This window comes from Allosphingosinicella sp., from assembly GCF_046295735.1.
Taxonomy (GTDB): domain Bacteria; phylum Pseudomonadota; class Alphaproteobacteria; order Sphingomonadales; family Sphingomonadaceae; genus Allosphingosinicella.
Genome location: NZ_JBKBMQ010000006.1, coordinates 123,714 through 143,353 on the forward strand (window position 1 = coordinate 123,714; position 19,640 = coordinate 143,353).

Here is a 19,640-nt window from a genome sequence, read left to right on the forward strand (position 1 = left end):
CGGCCCTAGCATGCGCGCGATGACGAACCGTTCGCCCGCCGCCACCGCTCTCGCGCCGCTCACCGCCGCGCGCTGGTGGCGTTGGCCGAACGATGCCGCCGATGGCGCGCTTGCTTGGCGATGGCCGGGACGTCCCTGACTTTCCATCCATGAACCCGAACAGGCCCGCCTTCCGGCGGGTCTTTTTTTGTCCCGCGCCTCCCCGACACGAAAGCCCCATCCATGATCATCGTCCTCAAGCCCGAAGCCGGCGCCGACACCGCCGACGAACTCCTCGCCCGCATCTCGGAAAGCGGCCTCAAGCCCCTCCACATGCCCGGCGCCGAACGCGTCGTGCTGGGCGCGCTCGGCGACGAGCGGGTGCTCGCCGGGCTGCAGCTCGAAAGCCATCCGATGGTGGAATCGGTGAAGCCGATCCTCGCCCCCTACAAGCTCGTCAGCCGGGAGCTGCACCCGCACGACACGGTGGTGCGGATCGGCGATCTTCCGATCGGCGGGCGCGGCTTCGCGGTGATCGCGGGTCCCTGCGCCGTGGAGAGCGCGGAGCAGACCCGCAACACCGCGCGCGAGGTGAAGGCGGCGGGCGCGAGGGCGCTGCGCGCCGGCGCCTACAAGCCGCGCACCAGCCCCTACGGCTTTTCCGGGCACGGGCCGGAGGCGCTGCGCATCCTGCGCGAGGTGGGCGACGAATTGGGCCTGCCGGTCGTCACCGAGGTTATGGACGCGGCCGACGTCGACATCGTCGCGCAGCATGCCGACGCGCTGCAGATCGGCGCGCGCAACATGCAGAATTTCACCCTGCTGCGCGCCGTCGGCCGATCGGGCAAGCCGGTCCTCCTGAAGCGCGGCATGTCGGCGAAGATCGAGGAGCTGCTGCTCGCCGCCGAATATCTGCTGGCGGAAGGGAATGGGGAAGTGGTGCTGTGCGAGCGCGGCATCCGCACCTTCGAGACGGCGACGCGCAACACGCTCGACCTCAACGCCATCCCCTATATCAAGCGCAAGACCCACCTGCCGGTGCTGGTCGATCCCTCCCACGGCACGGGCGTGCGCGACTTCGTCCTGCCGATGGCGCTCGCGGCGGCGGCCTGCGGCGCGGACGGCCTGCTGGTCGAGGTGCACGAGAATCCGGCGGTCGCCCTGTCGGACGGCGCGCAGTCGCTCTACCCGGAGGGCTTCCGGGAGCTGATGGCGGCGCTGGCGCCGGTGGTGGCGGCGGTCGGCCGCGAATTGGCATGACGGTGCGGGCGCCGAAGGCCGGCGAGGCGATGGCGCTGGTGCGCCAGCTCCCGGTCCCACGCGATCCGCTGTCGCTCCATGCGGCGCTGAGCGACGGCGGGACGCGGTCCGACACCTTTCTCCTCGAACGGACCGAGGGGCCGAGCCTGCTCCTCGCCGGGGCGGCGGTGCGCGCGACCTGCCGCGGCCGCGAGGTGCGGCTCGACGCGCTCGGCGACGGCGGCCGCAACGCCCTCGCCTTCCTCGCGCGGCGGCTGGAGGCGCGGGTCGCGGAAGCGGCGGCGGACAGCCTTCTCCTGCGGTTCCCGGCGCCCGAGGGCGACGATCCGGCGGCGCGCCTCGCCGCCCCCTCCCCGTTCGACGTCCTGCGCGCCCTCACCGGCTTCCGCTCGCTGTCGGGCGAGGAGCCGTTCGCGCTCGCCTGCCCCGGCATCGTCGCCTACGACCATGTCGACCTGTTCGAGACGCTGCCCGCCGCCGCCGAGGACCCGCTCGCATTTCCCGACTTCCTGTTCTGGCTGGCCGAATCGCTGATCCTGTTCGAGCCGGGCGCGCGGCCGCGGATCGTCTGCACCCTGTTCGGATCGGACGAGGAGGACCGGGCGCAGCGCGCTTATTACGGTGCCGCCCAGCGGCTCGCCGCCCTGGTCGCGCGCTGCGAGGCGGCGCCCGTTTACGATCCGCCCATCCTTCCCGCCCGCGAGCCCGATTTCGGCGAGGCCGATCTCGACGACGCCGCTTATGCCGGGGTGGTGGCCGGCATGAAGGCGCATATCCTGGCGGGCGAGGTCTACCAGATCGTACCCTCCCGCACCTTCCGCGCCCCCTGCCCGGATCCGCTCGCCACTTATGCGGCGCTGCGCCGGCTCGATCCCAGCCCCTACCGCTTCTTCGCCGCCGGGCCGGACCATCGTCTGTTCGGCGCCTCGCCCGAGACCTCGGTCCGCCTGTTCCGCGACGGCGGCGCGCCGAGCGTCGAGGTGAAGCCGATCGCCGGCACCCGCCCGCGCGGCGCGACCGCGGACGAGGACGACCGGCTGGAGGCGGAGATGCGGCTCGATCGGAAGGAGGCGGCCGAACATATGATGCTGGTCGACCTCGCCCGGAACGACGTCGCCCGCATCTCCCGGCCCGGCACGCGCCGCGTCGCCGCCTTGATGCGGGTGGAGCGCTATGCCCGGGTGATGCATCTCGTCTCCTCGGTGGTCGGGCGGCTGCGCCCCGGATGCGACGCGCCGATCGCGCTCCAGGCCTGCCTCAACGTCGGCACGCTGACCGGCGCGCCCAAGCTGCGCGCGACCGAGATCCTGCGCCGCACCGAAGTCACCAAGCGCGGCCCTTATGGCGGCGCGATCGGCTGGCTGAACGGCGAGGGGATGATGGACATGGGCGTCGTGATCCGATCGGCGGTGGTGAAGGACGGCACCGCTTATGTCCGCGCCGGCGCGGGCGTCGTCCACGACAGCGACCCCGCCGCCGAGGCGGAGGAGACCAGGCGCAAGGCCTCGGCGATTCTGTCGGTGCTGGCGCCCGGAGCGGCGGCATGAGCGGCCGCGTCCTCCTCATCGACAATCATGACAGCTTCACCTTCAACCTGGTGGAGGCGTTCGAGCGGCTCGGCGCGCGGGTGTCGGTGCTGCGCAACGGCGTCGGCGCCGCCGAGGCATTCGCCCGCGCCGAGGCCGCCCGGGCGCTGATCGTCCTGTCGCCCGGCCCCGGCGCGCCGGACGAGGCGGGCTGCTGCCTGGAGCTCGTCCGCCTCGCCAGGGGACGCCGGCCGCTGCTCGGCGTCTGCCTCGGCCATCAGGCGATCGCGCGCGAGGCGGGCGGCGCGGTGGTGCGCGCGGCGGGGCCGGTCCACGGCAAGTCCTCGGCGATGCGGCACGACGGCGCGGGGCCGCTGCGGGGCCTCGAAAATCCGCTCACCGTCGGCCGCTACCATTCGCTGTGCGTGACGGACCTGCCGCCGCGCCTGCGGGTGCACGGCGAAATCGACGGCATGCCGATGGCGATCTCGGACCCGGAGGCGCGGCAGACCGGCCTGCAATTCCACCCGGAATCGATCCTCACCCGCTACGGCGACGCGATCCTCGCCAACATCCTCGCCGACGCCGCCTGAAGGAAAGGGCTTGCGGTGCGGCGGGGACCGGATTAGAGGCCCCGCTTGTTACAACGTGATAACACAGTGAAACGAGTTTCCGATGCCGCTCACGCCCTCCCGCGACCCCGCGCGCCTCTCCCGGGATCTGTGCCGCGCCCTGCTCGCGCCGCGCAATCCCGACGAGATGGCGCGCCTCCTCGCCGACCTCTGCACGCCGGCGGAAGTCCGCACCCTCGCCGAGCGCTGGCACGTCGCCCGCCTGCTCGAGGAGACGGACCTCACCTATCGCGACATTCACGAGGCGACCGGCGTGTCGACCACCACCATCGTGCGCGTCGCCCGCTTCCTGCGGCAGGAGCCGCACCAGGGCTATCGCCTGGCGCTCGACCGGGAGGCCGCCGATGTTCGCTGACACAGGGCGCCTGCACATCGCCGTCCAGAAATCGGGCCGGCTCGCCCAATATAGCCGCGACCTGCTGCGCGACGCGGGGCTGCGCATCCAGAACGGCAAGAACGAGCTCACCGCACGGGTGGACAATTTCCCGATCGACCTGATGTTCGTGCGCGACGACGACATCCCGACCTTCGTCGCCGACGCGGTGTGCGAATTCGGGATCGTCGGCCGCAACGTGCTGGAGGAATTCGGCGCGGGCGAGGCGGAGCCGCGCTTCGACGTGGCCGCCCCGCTCGGTTTCGGCCGTTGCGCGCTGAAGGTCGCGGTGCCGGAGTCGTTCGACTATCGCGGGCCGGAGAGCCTGGCCGGCGAGCGCATCGCCACGTCCTATCCCGGCCTGCTGCGCCGCTTCCTCGCGGATCACGGCGTCGAGGCGAGCGTGGTGAAGATGAGCGGCGCGGTGGAACTCGCGCCACGCCTCGGAATCGCGCGCTTCGTCTGCGATCTCGTCTCCACCGGCGCGACGCTGGAGGCGAACGGCCTGGTGCCGGTCGAGACGGTGCTGGAGAGCGAGGCGGTGCTGGTCCGCACCCGCCGCCCGCTGTCGCCCGCCAAGGCGGAGCTGGCGGACAATCTGTTCCGCCGCATCGAAGGCGTGCTCGCCACCCAGGAATCCAAATATATCATGCTGAACGCGCCCGAAGAGGCGCTCGGCGAGATCGCGGACATCCTGCCGGGCGCCGAGGCGCCCACGGTGATTCCGCTCGCCGGCCGGCCGGGCCATTATGCCGTCCACGCCGTCTGCCAGGAATCGGTGTTCTGGGAGACGCTGCAGAAGCTGAAGGCGGCCGGCGCCTCGGCGATCCTGGTCATGCCCATCGAAAAGATGATGCTGTGAAGCGGCTCGACTGGACCCGGATGGACGCGGCCGCCCGCGCCGCCGCCCTCGCCCGGCCGGAGCGGCGGAGCGACGCGGCGTTGCGCGCCGCCGTCCGCGCTATCGTGGAGGATGTGCGCGCCGGCGGCTGGGACGCGCTCGCCGCCCACGCGCGCCGCCTCGACGGCGCGGAGCCCCGGCGCGTGCCCGTCGCGGGTCCCGCCGCCGAGGCGCGCCGGACCCTTCCCGCCGCCGATCTCGACGCGATCGCCCTCGCCCGCGCCAACATCGCCGCCTTCCACGAGAACGGCCTTCCGGCCGCGCATGAGGTGGAGACCCAGCCCGGCCTCGTCGTGCGCAAGGTCTGGCGGCCGATCGACCGGGTCGGCCTCTACGTGCCCGGCGGCGCGACCCCGCTCTTTTCGACGCTGCTGATGCTGGCGCTGCCGGCCCGCGCCGCCGGCGTGCGGGAGATCGTGGCGGTGACGCCGCCCCGCCCGGACGGCGGGCTCGATCCCGCCATCGCGCTCGCCGCCGAGCATTGCGGGATCGAGGCGGTGTGGACCGCGGGCGGCGCGCAGGCGATCGCCGCGCTCGCCTTCGGCGCCGGCGCCATCCCGCGGGTCGACAAGATCTGCGGCCCCGGCAACGCCTATGTCGCCGAAGCCAAGACGCTGGTCGCGTCGCTGCCGGGCGGCCCGGCGATCGACATGCCGGCCGGCCCTTCCGAACTGCTGGTGATCGCCGACGGCGGCGCCGATTCGGAGGTGGTCGCCGCCGATCTGCTGAGCCAGGCGGAGCACGACCCGTCCGCGCAGGTGCTGCTCGTCACGCCCGACGCGGCGCTCGCCGACGCGGTGGCGGCCGCGCTCGCCGCGCAGCTGCCGGCGCTGCCCCGCCGCGACATCGCCGCCGCCACGCTGGAGGCGGCGCGCCTGATCCTGGTGCCCGACCTCGCCGCCGCGGTCGAGGTCGCCAATCTCTACGCGCCCGAGCATCTGTCGCTGGCGGTCGCCGATCCCGCGCCGCTCCTCGACGCGGTCCGCAATGCCGGCGCGGTATTCGCGGGCTACAAGGCCGCCGAGACGTTCGGCGACTATCTCGCCGGCTCCAGCCACGTCCTTCCCACCGACGGCGCGGCGCGCGCGTGGAGCGGCATTTCCGCCTACAGCTTCATGAAGGCGATGACCGTCCAGACGGTGAGCCCCGCCGCCGCCGCCCGCCTCGCCCGGCCCGCCGCCGCGCTCGCCCGGCTGGAGGGGCTGGAGGCCCATGCCCGCGCCGCCGACCTGCGCCTGAAGGGAGAGGCGGCATGACGACGCTTCCCGTCCGCCTCGCCCGGCCCGAAATCCTCGCGCTGCCGCCGGTCGACATCGCCGCCCAAGCCAACGACGCCTTCGCGCCCGACGCGATCAAGCTCGACGCCAACGAGAATGCCTATGCGCCGCTGGTCGACGGCAGCCTCGCCGCCGGCGTCAACCGCTATCCCGAGCCCCAGCCGACCGCTTTGCGCCGTACCATGGCCGCGCTCTACGGCGTCCCGCCCGAAAGCCTGGTGGTGACGCGCGGCGGGGACGACGCGATCGACATCCTGATCCGCGCCTTCTGCCGCGGCGGCGAGGATGCGGTGGCGGTCTGCCAGCCGACCTTTTCGGCTTATGCCCAGTTCGCGCGGCTGCAGGGCGCGCGGGTGATCGAGACCCGGCTCGGCCCGGACTTCGCCTTCGATCCCGACGCCTTCCTCGCCACCGTGCGCGGCGAGCCGAACCTGAAGCTCGCTTTCCTTTGCTCGCCCAACAACCCGACCGGCGATCCGATCGCGCCCGCCGACGTGCTGCGCCTGTGCGAGGCGCTGCCCGACACGATCGTCGTCCTCGACGAGGCCTATATCGAATTTGCGGAGCTCGACAGCCTGGCGCCGGAAGCGGCGCGGCGGGACAATCTGGTCGTGATCCGCACCCTGTCCAAGGCCTGGGGCCTCGCCGGCGCGCGGGTCGGCTGCGCGATCGGAACCGCCGAGCTGATCGGCCTCGTCTCGCGGGCGCTGCCGCCTTATCCGCTGCCGACCCTGTCGATCGCCGCCGCCATGGCGACCCTCTCCCCCTCGCGCCGGCCGGTCCATGCGGAGCGGATCGCGCGCATCAAGGCGGACCGGGAGCGGATCGCCGCGAAGCTCGCCGACTCTCCGGTCGTGCGCAGCGTGCGGAGCGGCGGCGGCAATTTCCTGTTCCTTGAAGTCGACGATCCCGACCAGCTGGCGCGAAAGCTCCAGGCGCTCGGCATCCGCGTCCGCTTCCGCCCCAATGCCGCGCCCGGCGGCGTGCGCCTCACGATCGGCACCGAGGCCGAGAACGAAGCCGCGCTCGCCGCCTTCGGCGTGGCGGCCGATGCCGCGCCGGCGCGCCGGGCCGAGCTGGTGCGCGACACGCGCGAGACCCGGATCGCGGTGGCGATCGACCTCGATCAGGCGGAGCCGCGACGGATCGCGACCGGCATCCCCTTTTACGACCATATGCTGGACCAGGTCGCCGCCCATGGCGGCTTCTCCCTCACTTTGTCCTGCGAAGGCGATCTCGAGATCGATCCCCATCACAGCCTGGAGGATTGCGCCATCGCTTTCGGCCAGGCGCTGTCGCGGGCCTTGGCCGACCGGCGGGGCATCGGCCGGTTCGGCTTCTCCCTCCCGATGGACGAGACCGAGGCCCATGTCCTGATCGACCTTTCCGGCCGCCCCTATTCCGTATTCGAAGGGAGCTTCGCCGCCAGCCATGTCGGCGCCTACCCGACCGAGATGACGGCGCACATCTTCCGCTCCATCGCCGACGCGCTGGGCGCGGCGATCCATGTCCGCGTCGCCGGCGCGAACGACCATCACAAGGTCGAAGCCTGTTTCAAGGCGTTCGGACGGGCGCTGCGCCAGGCGGTCCGCAAGGAAGGCGACGCCCTGCCCAGTACCAAGGGCGTGCTGTGACCCTCGCCATCGTCGATCTCGGCTACGGCAATATCGGCTCGATCGAGCTCGCCTTCGAACGACTCGGCGCCGCGCCGCGCCGCACCGCCGATCCGGCCGAGATCGCATCCGCCGAGCGCGTCGTCCTGCCGGGCGTCGGGGCGGCGGGCTTCGCGATGGAGCGGCTGCGCGCGCTCGGCCTCGACCTCCTCCTCCCGACCCTCGTCCAGCCGCTGCTCGGCATCTGCCTCGGCATGCAGCTGCTGTTCGAGCGTTCCGAAGAGGAGGACAGCGCCGGGCTCGGCATCATCCCCGGCGCCGTCCGGCGGCTCGAACCGGCACCCGGCCGGCCGGTGCCGCACATGGGCTGGAGCGCGCTGGACCTGCGCGCCGACGGTGTCGGCCTCGCGCCCGGCGACTACGTCTATTTCGCCCATTCCTACGCCTGCGACGACGGGCCGTACACGCTCGCCGCCGCCGATTACGGCCGCGCCGTGCCGGCGGTCGTCCGCCGCGGCAATTTCCTCGGCGCCCAATTCCATCCCGAGCGCTCCGGCCCCGCCGGCGCCCGCTTCCTCGAAAGCTTCCTCGCCCGATGATCGTCTATCCCGCCATGGACCTGATGAACGGCCGCTGCGTCCGCCTTGCCCAGGGCCGGTTCGACGACGCGACCGTCTATCCGGCCGATCCCGCCGCCGCGCTCGCCCGCTTCGCCGAGGCGGGGGCGAGCTGGGCCCATGTTGTCGATCTCGACGGCGCCCGCGCCGGCCGGCCGGCACAGCACGAGCTGCTCGCCCGGCTCGCGGCCGACGCGCCGCTGAAGCTGCAGGTCGCCGGCGGCTTCCGCACGCCGGACCAGGTGGCCCGCATGTTCGACGCCGGCGTGGCGCGGGTCGTGATCGGCAGCCTCGCCGTCAAGCAACCGGACGCCGTCGCCGCCCTGCTCGACGCACATGGCGGCGACCGCATCGTCCTCGCGCTCGACGTCAACATCGTCGGCGGCACGCCGATGGTGGCGACCGCCGGCTGGACGGAGAGCTCGGGCCGCACCCTCTACGACGTCGCCGCCGCCTTCCCCGCCGCCCGTCACCTGCTGGTGACCGACATCGGCCGCGACGGCATGCTGCTCGGCCCCAATATCGGCCTGATCGCCGAGGTGGCGCGGCGCCTTCCGCGCCTGGCGGTGCAGGCCTCCGGCGGCATCGCGGGGGTGCGCGACCTCGGCGAGCTCGCCGCCGCGGGCGCGGCCGGCGCGATCGTCGGTAAGGCGCTCTGGGAAGGCCGGTTCGAACTGGACGAGGCGATCCGCATTGCCGGCGCCTAGGATCATCCCCTGCCTCGACGTCAAGGACGGCCGGGTCGTGAAGGGCGTGCGCTTCCGCGACCATCGGGACGTCGGCGACATCGTCGAACATGCGCTGCGCTACCGCGACGAGGGCGCGGACGAGCTCGTCTTCTACGACATCACCGCCAGCGCCGAGGGCCGCGCGCTCGACGTCGCCTGGATCGGCCGGATCGCGCGGGTGATCGACATCCCGTTCGCCGTCGCCGGCGGCATCCGCACCCGCGACCAGGCCGCCGCCTGCCTCGCCGCCGGCGCCGACAAGGTGTCGGTCAACTCGCCCGCGCTGGAGCGGCCGGCGCTGATCTCCGAACTCGCCCGCGACTTCGGCAGCCAGTGCGTGGTGGTCGGCGTCGACAGCCTCGCCGAACCGGACGGCTATCGGGTGAAGCAATATACCGGCAGCCCCGAGCGCACCCGCGACGCCGGGCTGCGCACGCTCGACTGGGTGCGCGAGGCGGTGGACCGCGGCGCGGGCGAGATCGTGCTCAACTGCATGAGCCGGGACGGCGTGCGCACCGGCTACGACCTTGCCCATACGCGCCAGGTGATCGCCGCGGTGCCGGTGCCCGTCATCGCCTCCGGCGGCGCCGGCGCGCCCGAACATTTCCGCGACGCCTTCCGCGCCGGCGCGAGCGGCGCGCTCGCCGCCACCGTCTTCCACGACCGGATCATCCCCATCCCCGAACTCAAGGAGTATCTCGTCCGATGCGGGATCGAAATGCGCCGCTGACCGCCCCCGCCGGCCTCGCCTGGGACAAGATGGACGGCCTCCTCCCCGCCATCGTCCAGGACCGCCGCACCGACGAGGTGCTGATGCTCGGCTATATGGACGAAGCCGCCTTGGCCGCGACGGCTAAGAGCGGGCACGCGACCTTCTTCAGCCGCTCGAAGGGGCGGCTGTGGACCAAGGGCGAGACCAGCGGAAACGTGCTGCGGGTCGCGTCGATCGAGGCCGATTGCGACGGCGACGCGCTGCTGCTGCGCGCCGATCCGGCGGGGCCGACCTGCCACACCGGATCGCCGAGCTGCTTCGGCGCGGGCGCGCCGGAGGGGCCGGGCTGGCTGGCGCTGCTGTCGCGCATCCTCGCGGGGCGCGCCGCGACCGCCGATCCGGCGAGCTACACCGCCCGCCTGCTCGCCGCCGGCCCGGAGAAGATCGCGCAGAAGATCGGCGAGGAAGGCGTCGAGGTCGCGCTGGCCGCCGTCACCCGCGACGCCGAGGGCTGCGCCGAGGAGGTCGCGGACCTCCTCTACCACCTCGCCGTGCTGATGGAGGCGCGCGGCTTCGGCTGGGAAGAAGTGATGGGGGTCCTGAAACGCCGCCACGCCGGCGGCTGAGGCTCAGGCGGCGCGGAGCCGCTCCAGCGCCGCCTCGAACAGGGCGTCGCTCGCCGCCGCGACGATCCGGCCGCCCTCATAATCCTCGCCGCCGCGCCAGTCCCCGACCCGGCCGCCGGCAGCGCGGATCAGCGGGATGACGGCGTTGTAATCGTGCGGCTTCAGCCCTTCCTCGATCACCAGGTCGATGGTCCCGGCCGCCAGCCGCGCATAGCCGTAGCCGTCGAGGCCGAGGCGGACCAGCCGCGCCTCGCGCGCGATGCCCTCGAACGCCGCGCGGCCCGCGGGGCCAAGCAGATCGGGATCGGTCGTGGCGACCCGCGCGTCGCGCAGCTCCGCGCAGCCGCTGACCGCGATCTCCTCTTCGCGCCCGCCGCTCGCCAGCACCGCGCGGCGGCCGTACCCGATATAGAGCTCGTCGAGCCGGGGCGCGTCGATCAGGCCGAGCACCGGCCGATCGTCCTCCAGCAGGCCGATCAGGGTCACCCAGGTCGGCAAACCGCAGACGAAGGCGCGGGTGCCATCGATCGGATCGAGGCTCCAGCACCACCGCCCCGCCCCCGCCGTCTCGCCATATTCCTCGCCGCTGATGCCGTGGCCCGGGAAGGCGGCTTCGATCCGCCGGCGGATGGCGCGCTCGGCCGCCCTGTCCGCCTCCGTCACCGGATCGTACTTCCCCTCGCCGGCCTTGTTCTCGGCCGCGGCGCCGCGCACCCGCGGCAGCGTCTCGGCCCGCGCCGCCGCCGCCAGTTCGCGCGCGAAGCCCGCCAGCTCTTCCAACTCGTTCATGCCCGCTCCTAACCCGCCGCTTGGCCCCGCGCCAGCGGCCGGCAGAAACGATTGTCCCCCGCCCCGGCGAGCCGCTACGCTGCGGCTCATGGCATCCACTCCTCCCCGGCTTCGCGCGAAAGCGCTTGCGGCGGCGCTGGCGCTCGCTCTAACCGCCTGCGCGATGACGAACCCGCCTTTGCCCGCGCCCAGCGGCCCGGACGGCCTGATGGTCTGGCCCGATCTGCTCGAGCGCCCCCGCCCGCAGCCGGACGAGACGATCCGCTACGGCGCGGACCAGATGCAGCTCGTCGACCTGTGGCTCCCCGAAGGCGCCGGGCCGCACCCGACCGTGCTGATGGTCCATGGCGGCTGCTGGCAGACCGAGATCGCCGACCGGCGCATCATGAACTGGATCGCCGACGATCTGCGCAAGCGCGGCGTCGCCGTCTGGAACATCGACTATCGCGGCGTCGACCGGGACGGCGGCGGCTATCCCGGCACCTTCGCCGACGCCGCCGCGGCGGCCGACGCGCTGCGCGCGCATGCGCCGCGCTTCAACCTCGACATTTCGCGACTCGTCGCCACCGGCCACAGCGCGGGCGGGCACCTCGCTCTGTGGCTGGCGGGACGGCCCCGCCTGCCCGAGGGAAGTCCGCTGCGCGCCGCCGACCCGCTCCCGATCCACGCCGTGGTCAGCCTCGGCGGCCTCCCCGATCTCGAGGAAGCGGCGCGGCCGCCGGGAAGCGGCTGCGGGACCGAGGTGATCGGGCGCCTGACGGGCGGGAATTTCGCCGACACGTCGGTGCCGCGGCTCGCCCCGCTCGGCGTGCCGCAGGTGCTGGTGAACGGGCTTCAGGACCGGATCATCCCGACCGCGTATGCCGAAGGCTATGCCGCCCCAATGCGCGCGGCCGGCGACGCGGTGCGCGTGCGGATGGTCGACCGCACCGGCCATGTCGAGCTGATCGCCCCCGAAACCGCCGCCTGGGCGGCCGCGGCGGAGGAGATCATGAAGGCGCTCGGCCGATGACCCGCGACGAGGCCCGCGCGCTGGACCGGGAGGACCCGCTACGGGAATTGCGCGCGCGGTTCGATCTGCCGGACGGCCTCATCTATCTCGACGGCAATTCGCTCGGCGCGCTGCCCAGGGCCGCCGTCGCCCGCCAGCAGGAGGTGGTGACGCGGGAATGGGGCACGTCCCTCATCCGCAGCTGGAACGACCATGGCTGGATCGATGCGCCGGCGCGGGTCGGTGCCAAGATCGCGCCGCTGATCGGCGCGGGGCCGCACGAAGTGATCGTCACCGATTCCACCTCGGTCAACCTGTTCAAGCTGCTCGCCGCCGCCGCCCGCCTGTCGGACCGGCGCGTCATCCTGACCGAAAGCGGCAATTTCCACACCGATCTCCACATCGCCGCCGGCGTCGCCGAGCTGATGGGGTTCGAACTGCGCGTCGTCGCGCGCGACGCGGTCGAGGTGGCGATCGGACCGGACGTCGCCCTCCTCCTCCTCACCCACGTCCACTACAAGAGCGGCGCACGCTGGGACATGGCCGCGCTCACCGCCCGGGCGACGGCGGCGGGGGTGCGCACCGTTTGGGACCTGTCGCACAGCGCCGGCGCGGTGCCGCTCGACCTCAACGGCGCGGGCGCCGAGCTGGCGGTCGGCTGCGGCTACAAATATCTGAACGGCGGTCCCGGCGCGCCCGCCTTCCTCTACGTGGCCGAACATCTCCAGGAGTCGCTCGCCAACCCCCTGTCCGGCTGGATGGGCCATGCCGAGCCCTTCGCCTTCACCGACGATTACCGCCCCGCCCCCGGCATCGCCCGCTTCCTCACCGGGACGCCGACGATCCTCGGCCTCGCCGCGCTGGAAAGCGGGGTGGAAAGCTTCGCCGGCGTCTCGATGGAGGCCCTGTGGGCGAAGTCGGTGGCGCTGGTCGACCTGTTCGCCCGCCTGGCCGCCGAACGCTGCCCGGAGCTCGCCTGCGTCACCCCCATGGACCCGGAGGCGCGCGGCAGCCACATCTCCTTCGCCCATCCCCACGCCTTCGAGATCTGCCAGGCGCTGATCGCGGACGGCGTGATCGGCGACTTCCGCGCGCCCGACATCGTCCGCTTCGGCATAACCCCGCTCTATGTCGGGCATGAGGACGTCTGGCGCGCGGTGGACATATTGGCGGACATCCTCGCCACCGGCCGCTGGCGCGACCCCCGCTTCGCGGTGCGCGGCAAGGTGACCTGACATGGGCGCGGCGAGCTTCGCCGAACGGTCCGGCGACTATGCCGCGGCGCGGCCGACTTATCCGCCCGAACTGTTCGACTGGATCGCCGGCCAGTGTGCCTCGCGCGAGGCGGCCTGGGATTGCGCGACCGGCAACGGCCAGGCCGCGCTCGGCCTCGCCGCCCGTTTCGCCACCGTCCACGCCACCGACCTCAGCCTGGAGCAGGTAGCGCACGGCTTCGCCGCGCCCAACATCGTCTATGCCGCCGCGCCCGCCGAACGCAGCGGCTTTCCGCCGGCGAGCTTCGATCTCGTCACCGTCGCGCAGGCGCTCCACTGGTTCGACTTCCCGCGCTTCTGGACCGAGCTCAGCCGGGTGGCGCGTCCCGGCGCCTTCTTCTGCGCCTGGGGCTACAGCTGGTTCGATCCGGAACCGGAGCTGGACGCCGCCCTCCTCGCCCCGCTGCGCCGCCTGCTGGACCCCTTCTGGGCGCCCGCCAACCGCATCTTGTGGAACGGCTACCCCAGCGCCGACATCGCCTTCCCGTTCGATCGCCTTTCTACGCCATCCTTCCGGATCGAGCTGGAATGGCGCCTCGCCGATCTCCTCGCTTATGTCCGCACCTGGTCCGCCGCCAAGGCGGCCGAGCGCGACCCCGACGCCGCCGCCCGCCTGGCCGCCCTGTCCGAAGCCGCCGAACGGAGCATTGACGGCACCCGCCGCTTCCCCCTCGCCATGCCCCTCTCCCTCGTCGCGGCGCGCATCGGCTGATCCGGGGTAGGAGCATCGCCGACTCGCAGGTGTCCGATGGGAACGTCCTTGCTTGCGATCCTGCCGCTGTTAAGCTCCACGGCATGCAGCTGCCCGAGATCATCCGCAGCTATCTGGACGCCTACAACCGCCGGGACGCGGAGGCGCTGATAGACTGCGTGACGGACGACGTAATCTTCGAGAATGTCTCGAATTCCGGTCAGTCGTTGACGCTGGAGGGGCGCGACGCGTTCGCCGGCCTGGCCCGGCAAGCGGCCACCATGTTCTCGGCCAGGTCGCAGGTGGTGAGGACGGCGGTCGTCTCAGGAGACCAGGTCGCGCTGGAGATCGACTGGTCCGGTACGCCCGCCGTCGATCTCGGACCGATGAAGGCCGGTGTGGCGGTCGCGATGCGGGGCGCCTCCTTCTTCACACTCAGAAACGGCAAGATCGCCCGCATCGTCGATCTCAGCTGAACGCCGCCGCCTTCCGGACCCCGCCCCATTCGATTGCCCTTCCCCGGCGCCTCCCCTATAGAGCCGCCTTCCTGCAGCACCCGTTTTCCGGAGCGCCCATGTCCCGTCGCCGCCAGATCTACGAAGGCAAGGCCAAGATCCTCTACGAGGGTCCGGAGCCGGGCACGCTCATCCAATATTTCAAGGACGACGCGACCGCCTTCAACGCGCAGAAGAAGGGCACCATCTCCGGCAAGGGCGTGCTCAACAACCGCATTTCCGAGCATATCTTCACCCTGCTCGGCATGCTCGGCGTGCCCACCCACTTCATCCGCCGCCTGAACATGCGCGAGCAGCTGATCCGCCAGGTGGAGATCGTGCCGATCGAGGTGGTGGTGCGCAACGTCGCCGCCGGCTCGCTGTCGAAGCGGCTCGGCATCGAGGAAGGCACGCCGCTGCCGCGCACCATCATCGAATATTATTACAAGGACGACGCGCTCGGCGATCCGCTCATTTCCGAGGAGCATATCGCCTGCTTCGGCTGGGCGAGCCAGGAGGAGATGAACGACATCGCCGACCTCGCGGTGCGGATCAACGACTTCCTGTGCGGCCTGTTCGCCGGCATCGGCATCCGGCTGGTCGACTTCAAGCTGGAATTCGGGCGGCTGTGGGAGAACGACTATAGCCGCATCATCCTCGCCGACGAGATCAGCCCCGACGGCTGCCGGTTGTGGGACATGGCGTCGGGCGAGAAGCTCGACAAGGACCGGTTCCGCCGCGATCTCGGCGGCGAGGCGGAGGCCTATCAGGAGGTCGCGCGCCGGCTCGGCCTGATGCCGGAAGGCGAGGCGAACATGGTGCTCGACCTCGACAAGCACCGGAAGAAGCGCGGCATCTAGCCGGTCGGCACGGGCGATGGACAGCGGGGCCGACTTCCTCGTCATCGGCGGCGGCATCGCCGGCATCTCGGCCGCCGCCCGGCTCGCGCGGCACGGCAGAGTGGTGGTGGTGGAGGCGGAAGACGCGCTCGGCTACCATTCGTCCGGCCGCAGCGCGACCTTCAGCCATTACGGCATCGGCCGCGGCACGGTGCGCGGCCTGACTTCGTTCAGCCGCCCCTTCTTCCTCGATCCGCCCCCGGGCTTCGCCGACGTGCCGCTCGCCCGCCGCGCCCCGGCCTTGTTCGTCGCGACGGAGGAGATGCGCGGCGGCCTCGCCGATCTCGTCGCGGACATGCGCCGCTTCTCCGACGCGATCGAGGAGGTCGACGCGGCGGAGATGCGCGCGCTGTTCCCGCCGCTGCGGATCGGGCCGGAGGCGGTGGTCGCCGGCGCGGTCGACCGCGACGGGCTGAGGCTCGACGCCGACGCCCTGCTCCAGGCCTATGCCCGCGCCGTGCGCGCGAGCGGCGGCGAGGTGCTGACCGGCCGGCGCGTCGCCCGGGTCGAATCCGCCGGCGGCGGCTGGCGCGTCGCGAGCGAGAGCGGCGAGAGCTGGACCGCGCCCGTGCTGGTCAACGCCGCCGGCGCCTGGGCGGACCGGATCGCCGGGATGGCCGGGGTCCGCCCGCTGGGCCTCAAACCGCTTCGCCGCACCATCATCGTCGTCGATCCCCCGGCCGGCGCCGACGTGCGGGACTGGCCGTTCGTGAAGAGCGCCGTCGACGATTTCTACATCCTGCCGGAGGGCGGGCGGCTGATGGCCTCGCCGGTCGACGAGGTGGAGGACGATCCCTGCGACGCCCGGCCGGAAGACTATGACGTGGCGCTCGCCGCCTGGAAGGTGGAGCAATATACGACGCTGCCGGTCGCCCGCATCGCGCACCGCTGGGCGGGGCTGCGCACCTTCACCGCCGACCGGGTGCCGACCGCCGGCTTCGCGCCCGACGCGCCGGGCTTCTTCTGGCTGGCGGGACAGGGCGGCTACGGCCTCCAGACCGCGCCCGCGATGGCCGCCGCGGCCGAGGCGCTCGCGACCGGCGGCGCCTGGCCGGAGGGGCTTGCCGAACTGGGCGTCGCGCCCGAACATGTCCGCCCGGAACGTTTCGCCGCGCCCGGCCGCAACCCGGCGCCGCCCGCTTCGTTCTGACCGCCGAGGAGTATGCGTGTGGATCAGCCTGCCGGTTCGAACAGATTTTCGGTAGAGGATCCCGCCTCTCCGCCCGATGCCGGGGGCGCCGCCGCCGCGCCGCAGCCATCGATCCGCCGCAAGCGGGTGAAGCAGGCGCTGCTGATCCTCATCGGCCTGTTCGTCTTCATCATCGCCTGGCTCGCCTTCACGGCGCCGCTGTCGCGCTCGCTTCAGCCGGCCGGCGCGCCCAGCCTCCTCATCCTGTCGGCCGAAGGCGAGCCGATCGCGCGGCGCGGCGCGATCATCGGCGAGCCGGTCGCCGCCAGCCGCCTGCCCGAACATGTCCGCCAGGCCTTCATGGCGATCGAGGACCGGCGCTTCTACAGCCATTTCGGCGTCGATCCGATGGGCATCGCCCGCGCGGTTGTGCGCAACGTCAGCGCCGGCGGCGTGCGCCAGGGCGGCAGCACCATCACCCAGCAGCTCGCCAAGACGAGCTTCCTGTCCTCCGAACGCACCGCCGGGCGCAAGATCCAGGAGGCGCTGATCGCCGTGTGGCTGGAAACCTGGCTGTCGAAGGACGAGATCCTCAGCCGCTATCTCTCCAACATCTATTTCGGCGACAACGTCTACGGGCTGCGCGCCGCCGCCCGCCACTATTTCAACGCCGCGCCCGAAGACCTCACCATTCCACAGGCGGCGATGCTGGCCGGCATCGTCAACGCCCCTTCGCGCCTCGCCCCCACCCGCAATCTCGACGGCGCGCAGGAACGCTCGCGGCTGGTCATGCGGGCGATGGTGGACGCCGGCTACATCACCGCCGAGGAGCATGAGGAGCTGAGCCCCGCCCGCGTCCGCCGCGGCCCGCGCGACGATGTGCCGACCGGCACCTATTTCGCCGACTGGGTGCTGCCCGACGCCGACGAGCTGGCGGAAGCTAGCTATGGCGAGCGGCGCGTCATGACGACGCTGGAGGGCGATCTGCAGCGCATCGCGGTGCGCACCGTCCGCCAGGCCGGCCTCGGCCGCGCGCAGGTGGCCTTGGTCGCCATGCGCTGGGACGGGCGCGTGGTCGCCATGGTCGGCGGCAAGAATTATGCGCAAAGCCCGTTCAACCGCGCCACCCAGGCGCGCCGCCAGCCCGGCTCCGCCTTCAAATTGTTCACCTATTTCGCCGCCTTCCGCGCCGGCATGACCCCCGACACGGTCATCGAGGACACGCCGCTCCAGCTCGGCGACTGGGCGCCGCGCAATTACGAGAATCGCTATCGCGGCCGCATCACCCTGCGCGACGCCTTCGCCGTGTCGAGCAACGTCGCGGCGGTGCGCATCCAGGAGCAGGTCGGCCGCGACGCCGTCATCCAGGCCGCGCGCGATCTCGGCCTCTCGACGCCGCTCCAGCCGGTGCGCAGCCTGACGCTCGGCACCGAAGGCACGACGCTGATCGAGATGACCTCCGCCTTCGCCTCGGTCGCCTCCGGCCGCTATCCGGTGCGGGCGCGCGGGCTTCCCGAGGAACGGCGCGGCTGGCTGGGCCGCTGGTGGCCGTCGATGACCGAGCTCAACCGCGACCGCGCCTTCCCGCCGCTGCGCGACCTGCTGTTCCACGCCGCCAATGCCGGCACCGGCCGCGCCGCCGCGATCGAGGTGCCGAGCTTCGGCAAGACCGGCACCACCCAGGACAATCGCGACGCCGTCTTCATCGGCTTCGCGGAGGACCTGGTGGTGGGCGTCTGGATCGGCAACGACGACAACAGCCCGCTGCCCGGCGTCACCGGCGGCGGCCTGCCCGCCCGCATCTGGGGCAATTTCATGAGCGAGGCGCTGGGCGCCCGCCGCGCGCCCCAGGCCGAGCCGATCCCGCTCAGCGACATCGACATCGAAGCGGGCGTCGAAGCGGGCGAGCTGGTGCCGGTCGATCCCGCGCCGGGGGACGATGCCGATCTCCCCTTCGAAGGCGAAGGCGAAGGACCGGTCACCATCGCCCCGCCGCCCCCGCCCCCGCCGGCGGCCGGCGGCGGACAGCCGGCGCTGCAGCCGCTGCCCGGCCAGCGCCAGCCCGCGACTCCGCCGCAGGACCGCGCGCCGCAGCGGCCGCCGGTCACCATCGCCCCGCCCCCGCCCGCCCCGGCCGAGGACGAGGAGTGACGGCACCGTGAAGGCCGGGCGGCGTTGTCATCCTCGATGACGGATCAACAGCAGGACCAGATCGGCAAGAGCGGCCGCGATCGGGATGACAAGGACCGCGACTCCATGGCCGAGGACCGGACCGACCTCGCCGAGGACCGGACGGTGCTCGCCAACGAGCGCACCTTCGCCGGCTGGATGCGGACCGGCATGGCCGCGGTCGGCATCGGCCTCGGCTTCAACGCCTTGTTCCAGATGATGGAGCCGGCCTGGGTGGCGAAGGCGATCGCGACCGTCTTCCTGTTCATCGGCATCTTCGTGTTCCTGGCCGCCGAGCGCCGCGCCTGCAGCGTCCTCTCCCGCCTCGACACCCATCAGGTGAAGTCGTTCAAGGCGGTGAACCTCCGCCTGATCACCTACGCCCTCGTCGCCGCCACCACCGCCCTCGTCGCGGCGCTCTGGCTGTTGGAACTCCGCCCGGACAACGGCGCGTGAGCGCGCGCATCCTGGTCGATGCCGACGCCTGCCCGGTGAAGGAGGAGATCTATCGCGTGGCCGCCCGCCATCGCATACCCGTCACCATCGTCAGCAACAGCTTCATCCGCATCCCGAGCGATCCCCTGATCGACAGGAAAGTGGTGAGCGACCGGTTCGACGCGGCCGACGACTGGATCGCCGAGGCGGCGGGCGAGGGAACGATCGTCGTCACCGCGGATATCCTGCTGGCGGACCGCTGCCTCAAATCCGGCGCGGCCGTGATCGCGCCGACGGGCAAGCCGTTCACCACCGCCTCGATCGGCAACGCGATCGCCGTGCGCGCCATCATGGCCGACCTGCGGGCCGGCGGCGACCAGATGGGCGGCCCGGCGCCCTTCGCGAAAGCGGACAGATCGAGGTTCCTGCAAGCGCTCGACGAAACGATCGTCCGGACGCAACGCCGATCCCGATCGTAATCCTGGCAGGAGCGACCGGGCTAGCTGCCTGACCTTGCCCTACCCG

21 protein-coding genes are annotated in these 19,640 nt (G+C 72.2%); 20 read left to right on the forward strand and 1 reads right to left on the reverse strand.

The genetic code is table 11. The features are described 5' to 3' along the window. Positions 1–222: 222 nt before the first annotated feature. From aroF to hisIE, 11 genes are all read left to right on the forward strand, one after another. Positions 223–1,239 (forward strand): 3-deoxy-7-phosphoheptulonate synthase, encoded by a 1,017-nt coding sequence (aroF, locus tag ACK4K7_RS07410; protein ID WP_431864805.1) that lies wholly within the window; start codon positions 223–225, stop codon positions 1,237–1,239. After that, positions 1,236–2,786 carry an anthranilate synthase component 1 gene (locus ACK4K7_RS07415; RefSeq protein WP_431864807.1) on the forward strand — a complete coding sequence of 517 codons (1,551 nt, stop codon included), beginning with the start codon at positions 1,236–1,238 and terminating at the stop codon, positions 2,784–2,786. The genes aroF and ACK4K7_RS07415 overlap by 4 nt, the downstream gene beginning before the upstream one ends. After that, a complete protein-coding gene (locus ACK4K7_RS07420; protein ID WP_431864809.1) occupies positions 2,783–3,358 on the forward strand; it encodes an anthranilate synthase component II in 576 nt (191 codons plus the stop codon). Before ACK4K7_RS07415 ends, ACK4K7_RS07420 begins: the two co-directional genes overlap by 4 nt. A gap of 82 nt (positions 3,359–3,440) precedes the next feature. Next, positions 3,441–3,752, forward strand: a complete 312-nt coding sequence (locus tag ACK4K7_RS07425) for a YerC/YecD family TrpR-related protein (protein ID WP_431864811.1) — start codon at positions 3,441–3,443, stop codon at positions 3,750–3,752. Beyond that, on the forward strand, positions 3,742–4,632 hold the full coding sequence (gene hisG / locus ACK4K7_RS07430) for an ATP phosphoribosyltransferase (protein WP_431864813.1): 891 nt from the start codon (positions 3,742–3,744) through the stop codon (positions 4,630–4,632). Before ACK4K7_RS07425 ends, hisG begins: the two co-directional genes overlap by 11 nt. Further along, a complete protein-coding gene (hisD, locus tag ACK4K7_RS07435) occupies positions 4,629–5,927 on the forward strand; it encodes a histidinol dehydrogenase (protein ID WP_431864815.1) in 1,299 nt (432 codons plus the stop codon). Before hisG ends, hisD begins: the two co-directional genes overlap by 4 nt. After that, complete coding sequence (gene hisC, locus ACK4K7_RS07440) at positions 5,924–7,582, forward strand: histidinol-phosphate transaminase (RefSeq protein ID WP_431864817.1); 1,659 nt, start codon at positions 5,924–5,926, stop codon at positions 7,580–7,582. Before hisD ends, hisC begins: the two co-directional genes overlap by 4 nt. Beyond that, positions 7,579–8,160, forward strand: a complete 582-nt coding sequence (gene hisH / locus ACK4K7_RS07445; RefSeq protein WP_431864819.1) for an imidazole glycerol phosphate synthase subunit HisH — start codon at positions 7,579–7,581, stop codon at positions 8,158–8,160. The genes hisC and hisH overlap by 4 nt, the downstream gene beginning before the upstream one ends. Further along, the gene (locus ACK4K7_RS07450) at positions 8,157–8,885 is read left to right on the forward strand and encodes a HisA/HisF-related TIM barrel protein (RefSeq protein WP_431864821.1); all 729 of its coding nucleotides are present in this window, start codon (positions 8,157–8,159) and stop codon (positions 8,883–8,885) included. Before hisH ends, ACK4K7_RS07450 begins: the two co-directional genes overlap by 4 nt. After that, the gene (gene hisF, locus ACK4K7_RS07455) at positions 8,872–9,636 is read left to right on the forward strand and encodes an imidazole glycerol phosphate synthase subunit HisF (protein WP_431864823.1); all 765 of its coding nucleotides are present in this window, start codon (positions 8,872–8,874) and stop codon (positions 9,634–9,636) included. Before ACK4K7_RS07450 ends, hisF begins: the two co-directional genes overlap by 14 nt. Beyond that, the gene (gene hisIE / locus ACK4K7_RS07460) at positions 9,612–10,244 is read left to right on the forward strand and encodes a bifunctional phosphoribosyl-AMP cyclohydrolase/phosphoribosyl-ATP diphosphatase HisIE (protein ID WP_431864825.1); all 633 of its coding nucleotides are present in this window, start codon (positions 9,612–9,614) and stop codon (positions 10,242–10,244) included. The genes hisF and hisIE overlap by 25 nt, the downstream gene beginning before the upstream one ends. Positions 10,245–10,247: 3 nt before the next feature. On the opposite strand, the gene ACK4K7_RS07465 is transcribed toward hisIE, so the two are convergent. Further along, entirely contained in the window at positions 10,248–11,033 is a 786-nt protein-coding gene (locus ACK4K7_RS07465; RefSeq protein WP_431864826.1) for an inositol monophosphatase family protein, read from the reverse strand. Positions 11,034–11,196: 163 nt separating this feature from the next. Between ACK4K7_RS07465 and ACK4K7_RS07470 the strand changes: the two genes are divergently transcribed. From ACK4K7_RS07470 to ACK4K7_RS07510, 9 genes are all read left to right on the forward strand, one after another. After that, positions 11,197–12,045 (forward strand): alpha/beta hydrolase family protein, encoded by an 849-nt coding sequence (locus tag ACK4K7_RS07470; protein ID WP_431864828.1) that lies wholly within the window; start codon positions 11,197–11,199, stop codon positions 12,043–12,045. Beyond that, positions 12,042–13,259 (forward strand): kynureninase, encoded by a 1,218-nt coding sequence (gene kynU / locus ACK4K7_RS07475; RefSeq protein ID WP_431864830.1) that lies wholly within the window; start codon positions 12,042–12,044, stop codon positions 13,257–13,259. The genes ACK4K7_RS07470 and kynU overlap by 4 nt, the downstream gene beginning before the upstream one ends. A gap of 1 nt (position 13,260) precedes the next feature. After that, positions 13,261–14,010, forward strand: a complete 750-nt coding sequence (locus tag ACK4K7_RS07480; RefSeq protein ID WP_431864832.1) for a class I SAM-dependent methyltransferase — start codon at positions 13,261–13,263, stop codon at positions 14,008–14,010. A gap of 83 nt (positions 14,011–14,093) precedes the next feature. Beyond that, positions 14,094–14,465, forward strand: coding sequence for a nuclear transport factor 2 family protein (locus ACK4K7_RS07485; protein ID WP_431864833.1), 372 nt, complete (start codon positions 14,094–14,096; stop codon positions 14,463–14,465). A 98-nt stretch (positions 14,466–14,563) separates the two neighbouring features. Further along, entirely contained in the window at positions 14,564–15,343 is a 780-nt protein-coding gene (gene purC / locus ACK4K7_RS07490) for a phosphoribosylaminoimidazolesuccinocarboxamide synthase (RefSeq protein WP_431864835.1), read from the forward strand. Positions 15,344–15,359: 16 nt separating this feature from the next. Next, positions 15,360–16,532, forward strand: coding sequence for an NAD(P)/FAD-dependent oxidoreductase (locus tag ACK4K7_RS07495; protein ID WP_431864837.1), 1,173 nt, complete (start codon positions 15,360–15,362; stop codon positions 16,530–16,532). A gap of 12 nt (positions 16,533–16,544) precedes the next feature. Then, positions 16,545–18,662 (forward strand): transglycosylase domain-containing protein, encoded by a 2,118-nt coding sequence (locus ACK4K7_RS07500; protein WP_431864839.1) that lies wholly within the window; start codon positions 16,545–16,547, stop codon positions 18,660–18,662. 36 nt (positions 18,663–18,698) lie between these two features. Then, positions 18,699–19,136, forward strand: coding sequence for a YidH family protein (locus ACK4K7_RS07505; protein WP_431864840.1), 438 nt, complete (start codon positions 18,699–18,701; stop codon positions 19,134–19,136). After that, on the forward strand, positions 19,133–19,594 hold the full coding sequence (locus tag ACK4K7_RS07510) for a YaiI/YqxD family protein (protein WP_431864842.1): 462 nt from the start codon (positions 19,133–19,135) through the stop codon (positions 19,592–19,594). The genes ACK4K7_RS07505 and ACK4K7_RS07510 overlap by 4 nt, the downstream gene beginning before the upstream one ends. Positions 19,595–19,640: the final 46 nt, after the last annotated feature.

Bases quoted from the DNA above. Each gene is read 5' to 3' on its own strand.
- kynU (WP_431864830.1), top strand. From the start codon at position 12,042: ATGACCCGCGACGAGGCCCGCGCGCTGGACCGGGAGGACCCGCTACGG.
- ACK4K7_RS07415 (WP_431864807.1), top strand. From the start codon at position 1,236: ATGACGGTGCGGGCGCCGAAGGCCGGCGAGGCGATGGCGCTGGTGCGC.
- aroF (WP_431864805.1), top strand. From the start codon at position 223: ATGATCATCGTCCTCAAGCCCGAAGCCGGCGCCGACACCGCCGACGAA.
- ACK4K7_RS07470 (WP_431864828.1), top strand. From the start codon at position 11,197: ATGACGAACCCGCCTTTGCCCGCGCCCAGCGGCCCGGACGGCCTGATG.
- ACK4K7_RS07425 (WP_431864811.1), top strand. From the start codon at position 3,441: ATGCCGCTCACGCCCTCCCGCGACCCCGCGCGCCTCTCCCGGGATCTG.
- ACK4K7_RS07495 (WP_431864837.1), top strand. From the start codon at position 15,360: ATGGACAGCGGGGCCGACTTCCTCGTCATCGGCGGCGGCATCGCCGGC.
- purC (WP_431864835.1), top strand. From the start codon at position 14,564: ATGTCCCGTCGCCGCCAGATCTACGAAGGCAAGGCCAAGATCCTCTAC.
- ACK4K7_RS07450 (WP_431864821.1), top strand. From the start codon at position 8,157: ATGATCGTCTATCCCGCCATGGACCTGATGAACGGCCGCTGCGTCCGC.
- hisIE (WP_431864825.1), top strand. From the start codon at position 9,612: ATGCGGGATCGAAATGCGCCGCTGACCGCCCCCGCCGGCCTCGCCTGG.
- ACK4K7_RS07480 (WP_431864832.1), top strand. From the start codon at position 13,261: ATGGGCGCGGCGAGCTTCGCCGAACGGTCCGGCGACTATGCCGCGGCG.
- ACK4K7_RS07485 (WP_431864833.1), top strand. From the start codon at position 14,094: ATGCAGCTGCCCGAGATCATCCGCAGCTATCTGGACGCCTACAACCGC.
- hisG (WP_431864813.1), top strand. From the start codon at position 3,742: ATGTTCGCTGACACAGGGCGCCTGCACATCGCCGTCCAGAAATCGGGC.
- ACK4K7_RS07465 (WP_431864826.1), bottom strand. From the start codon at position 11,033: ATGAACGAGTTGGAAGAGCTGGCGGGCTTCGCGCGCGAACTGGCGGCG.
- ACK4K7_RS07500 (WP_431864839.1), top strand. From the start codon at position 16,545: ATGCGTGTGGATCAGCCTGCCGGTTCGAACAGATTTTCGGTAGAGGAT.
- hisC (WP_431864817.1), top strand. From the start codon at position 5,924: ATGACGACGCTTCCCGTCCGCCTCGCCCGGCCCGAAATCCTCGCGCTG.
- ACK4K7_RS07420 (WP_431864809.1), top strand. From the start codon at position 2,783: ATGAGCGGCCGCGTCCTCCTCATCGACAATCATGACAGCTTCACCTTC.
- ACK4K7_RS07505 (WP_431864840.1), top strand. From the start codon at position 18,699: ATGACGGATCAACAGCAGGACCAGATCGGCAAGAGCGGCCGCGATCGG.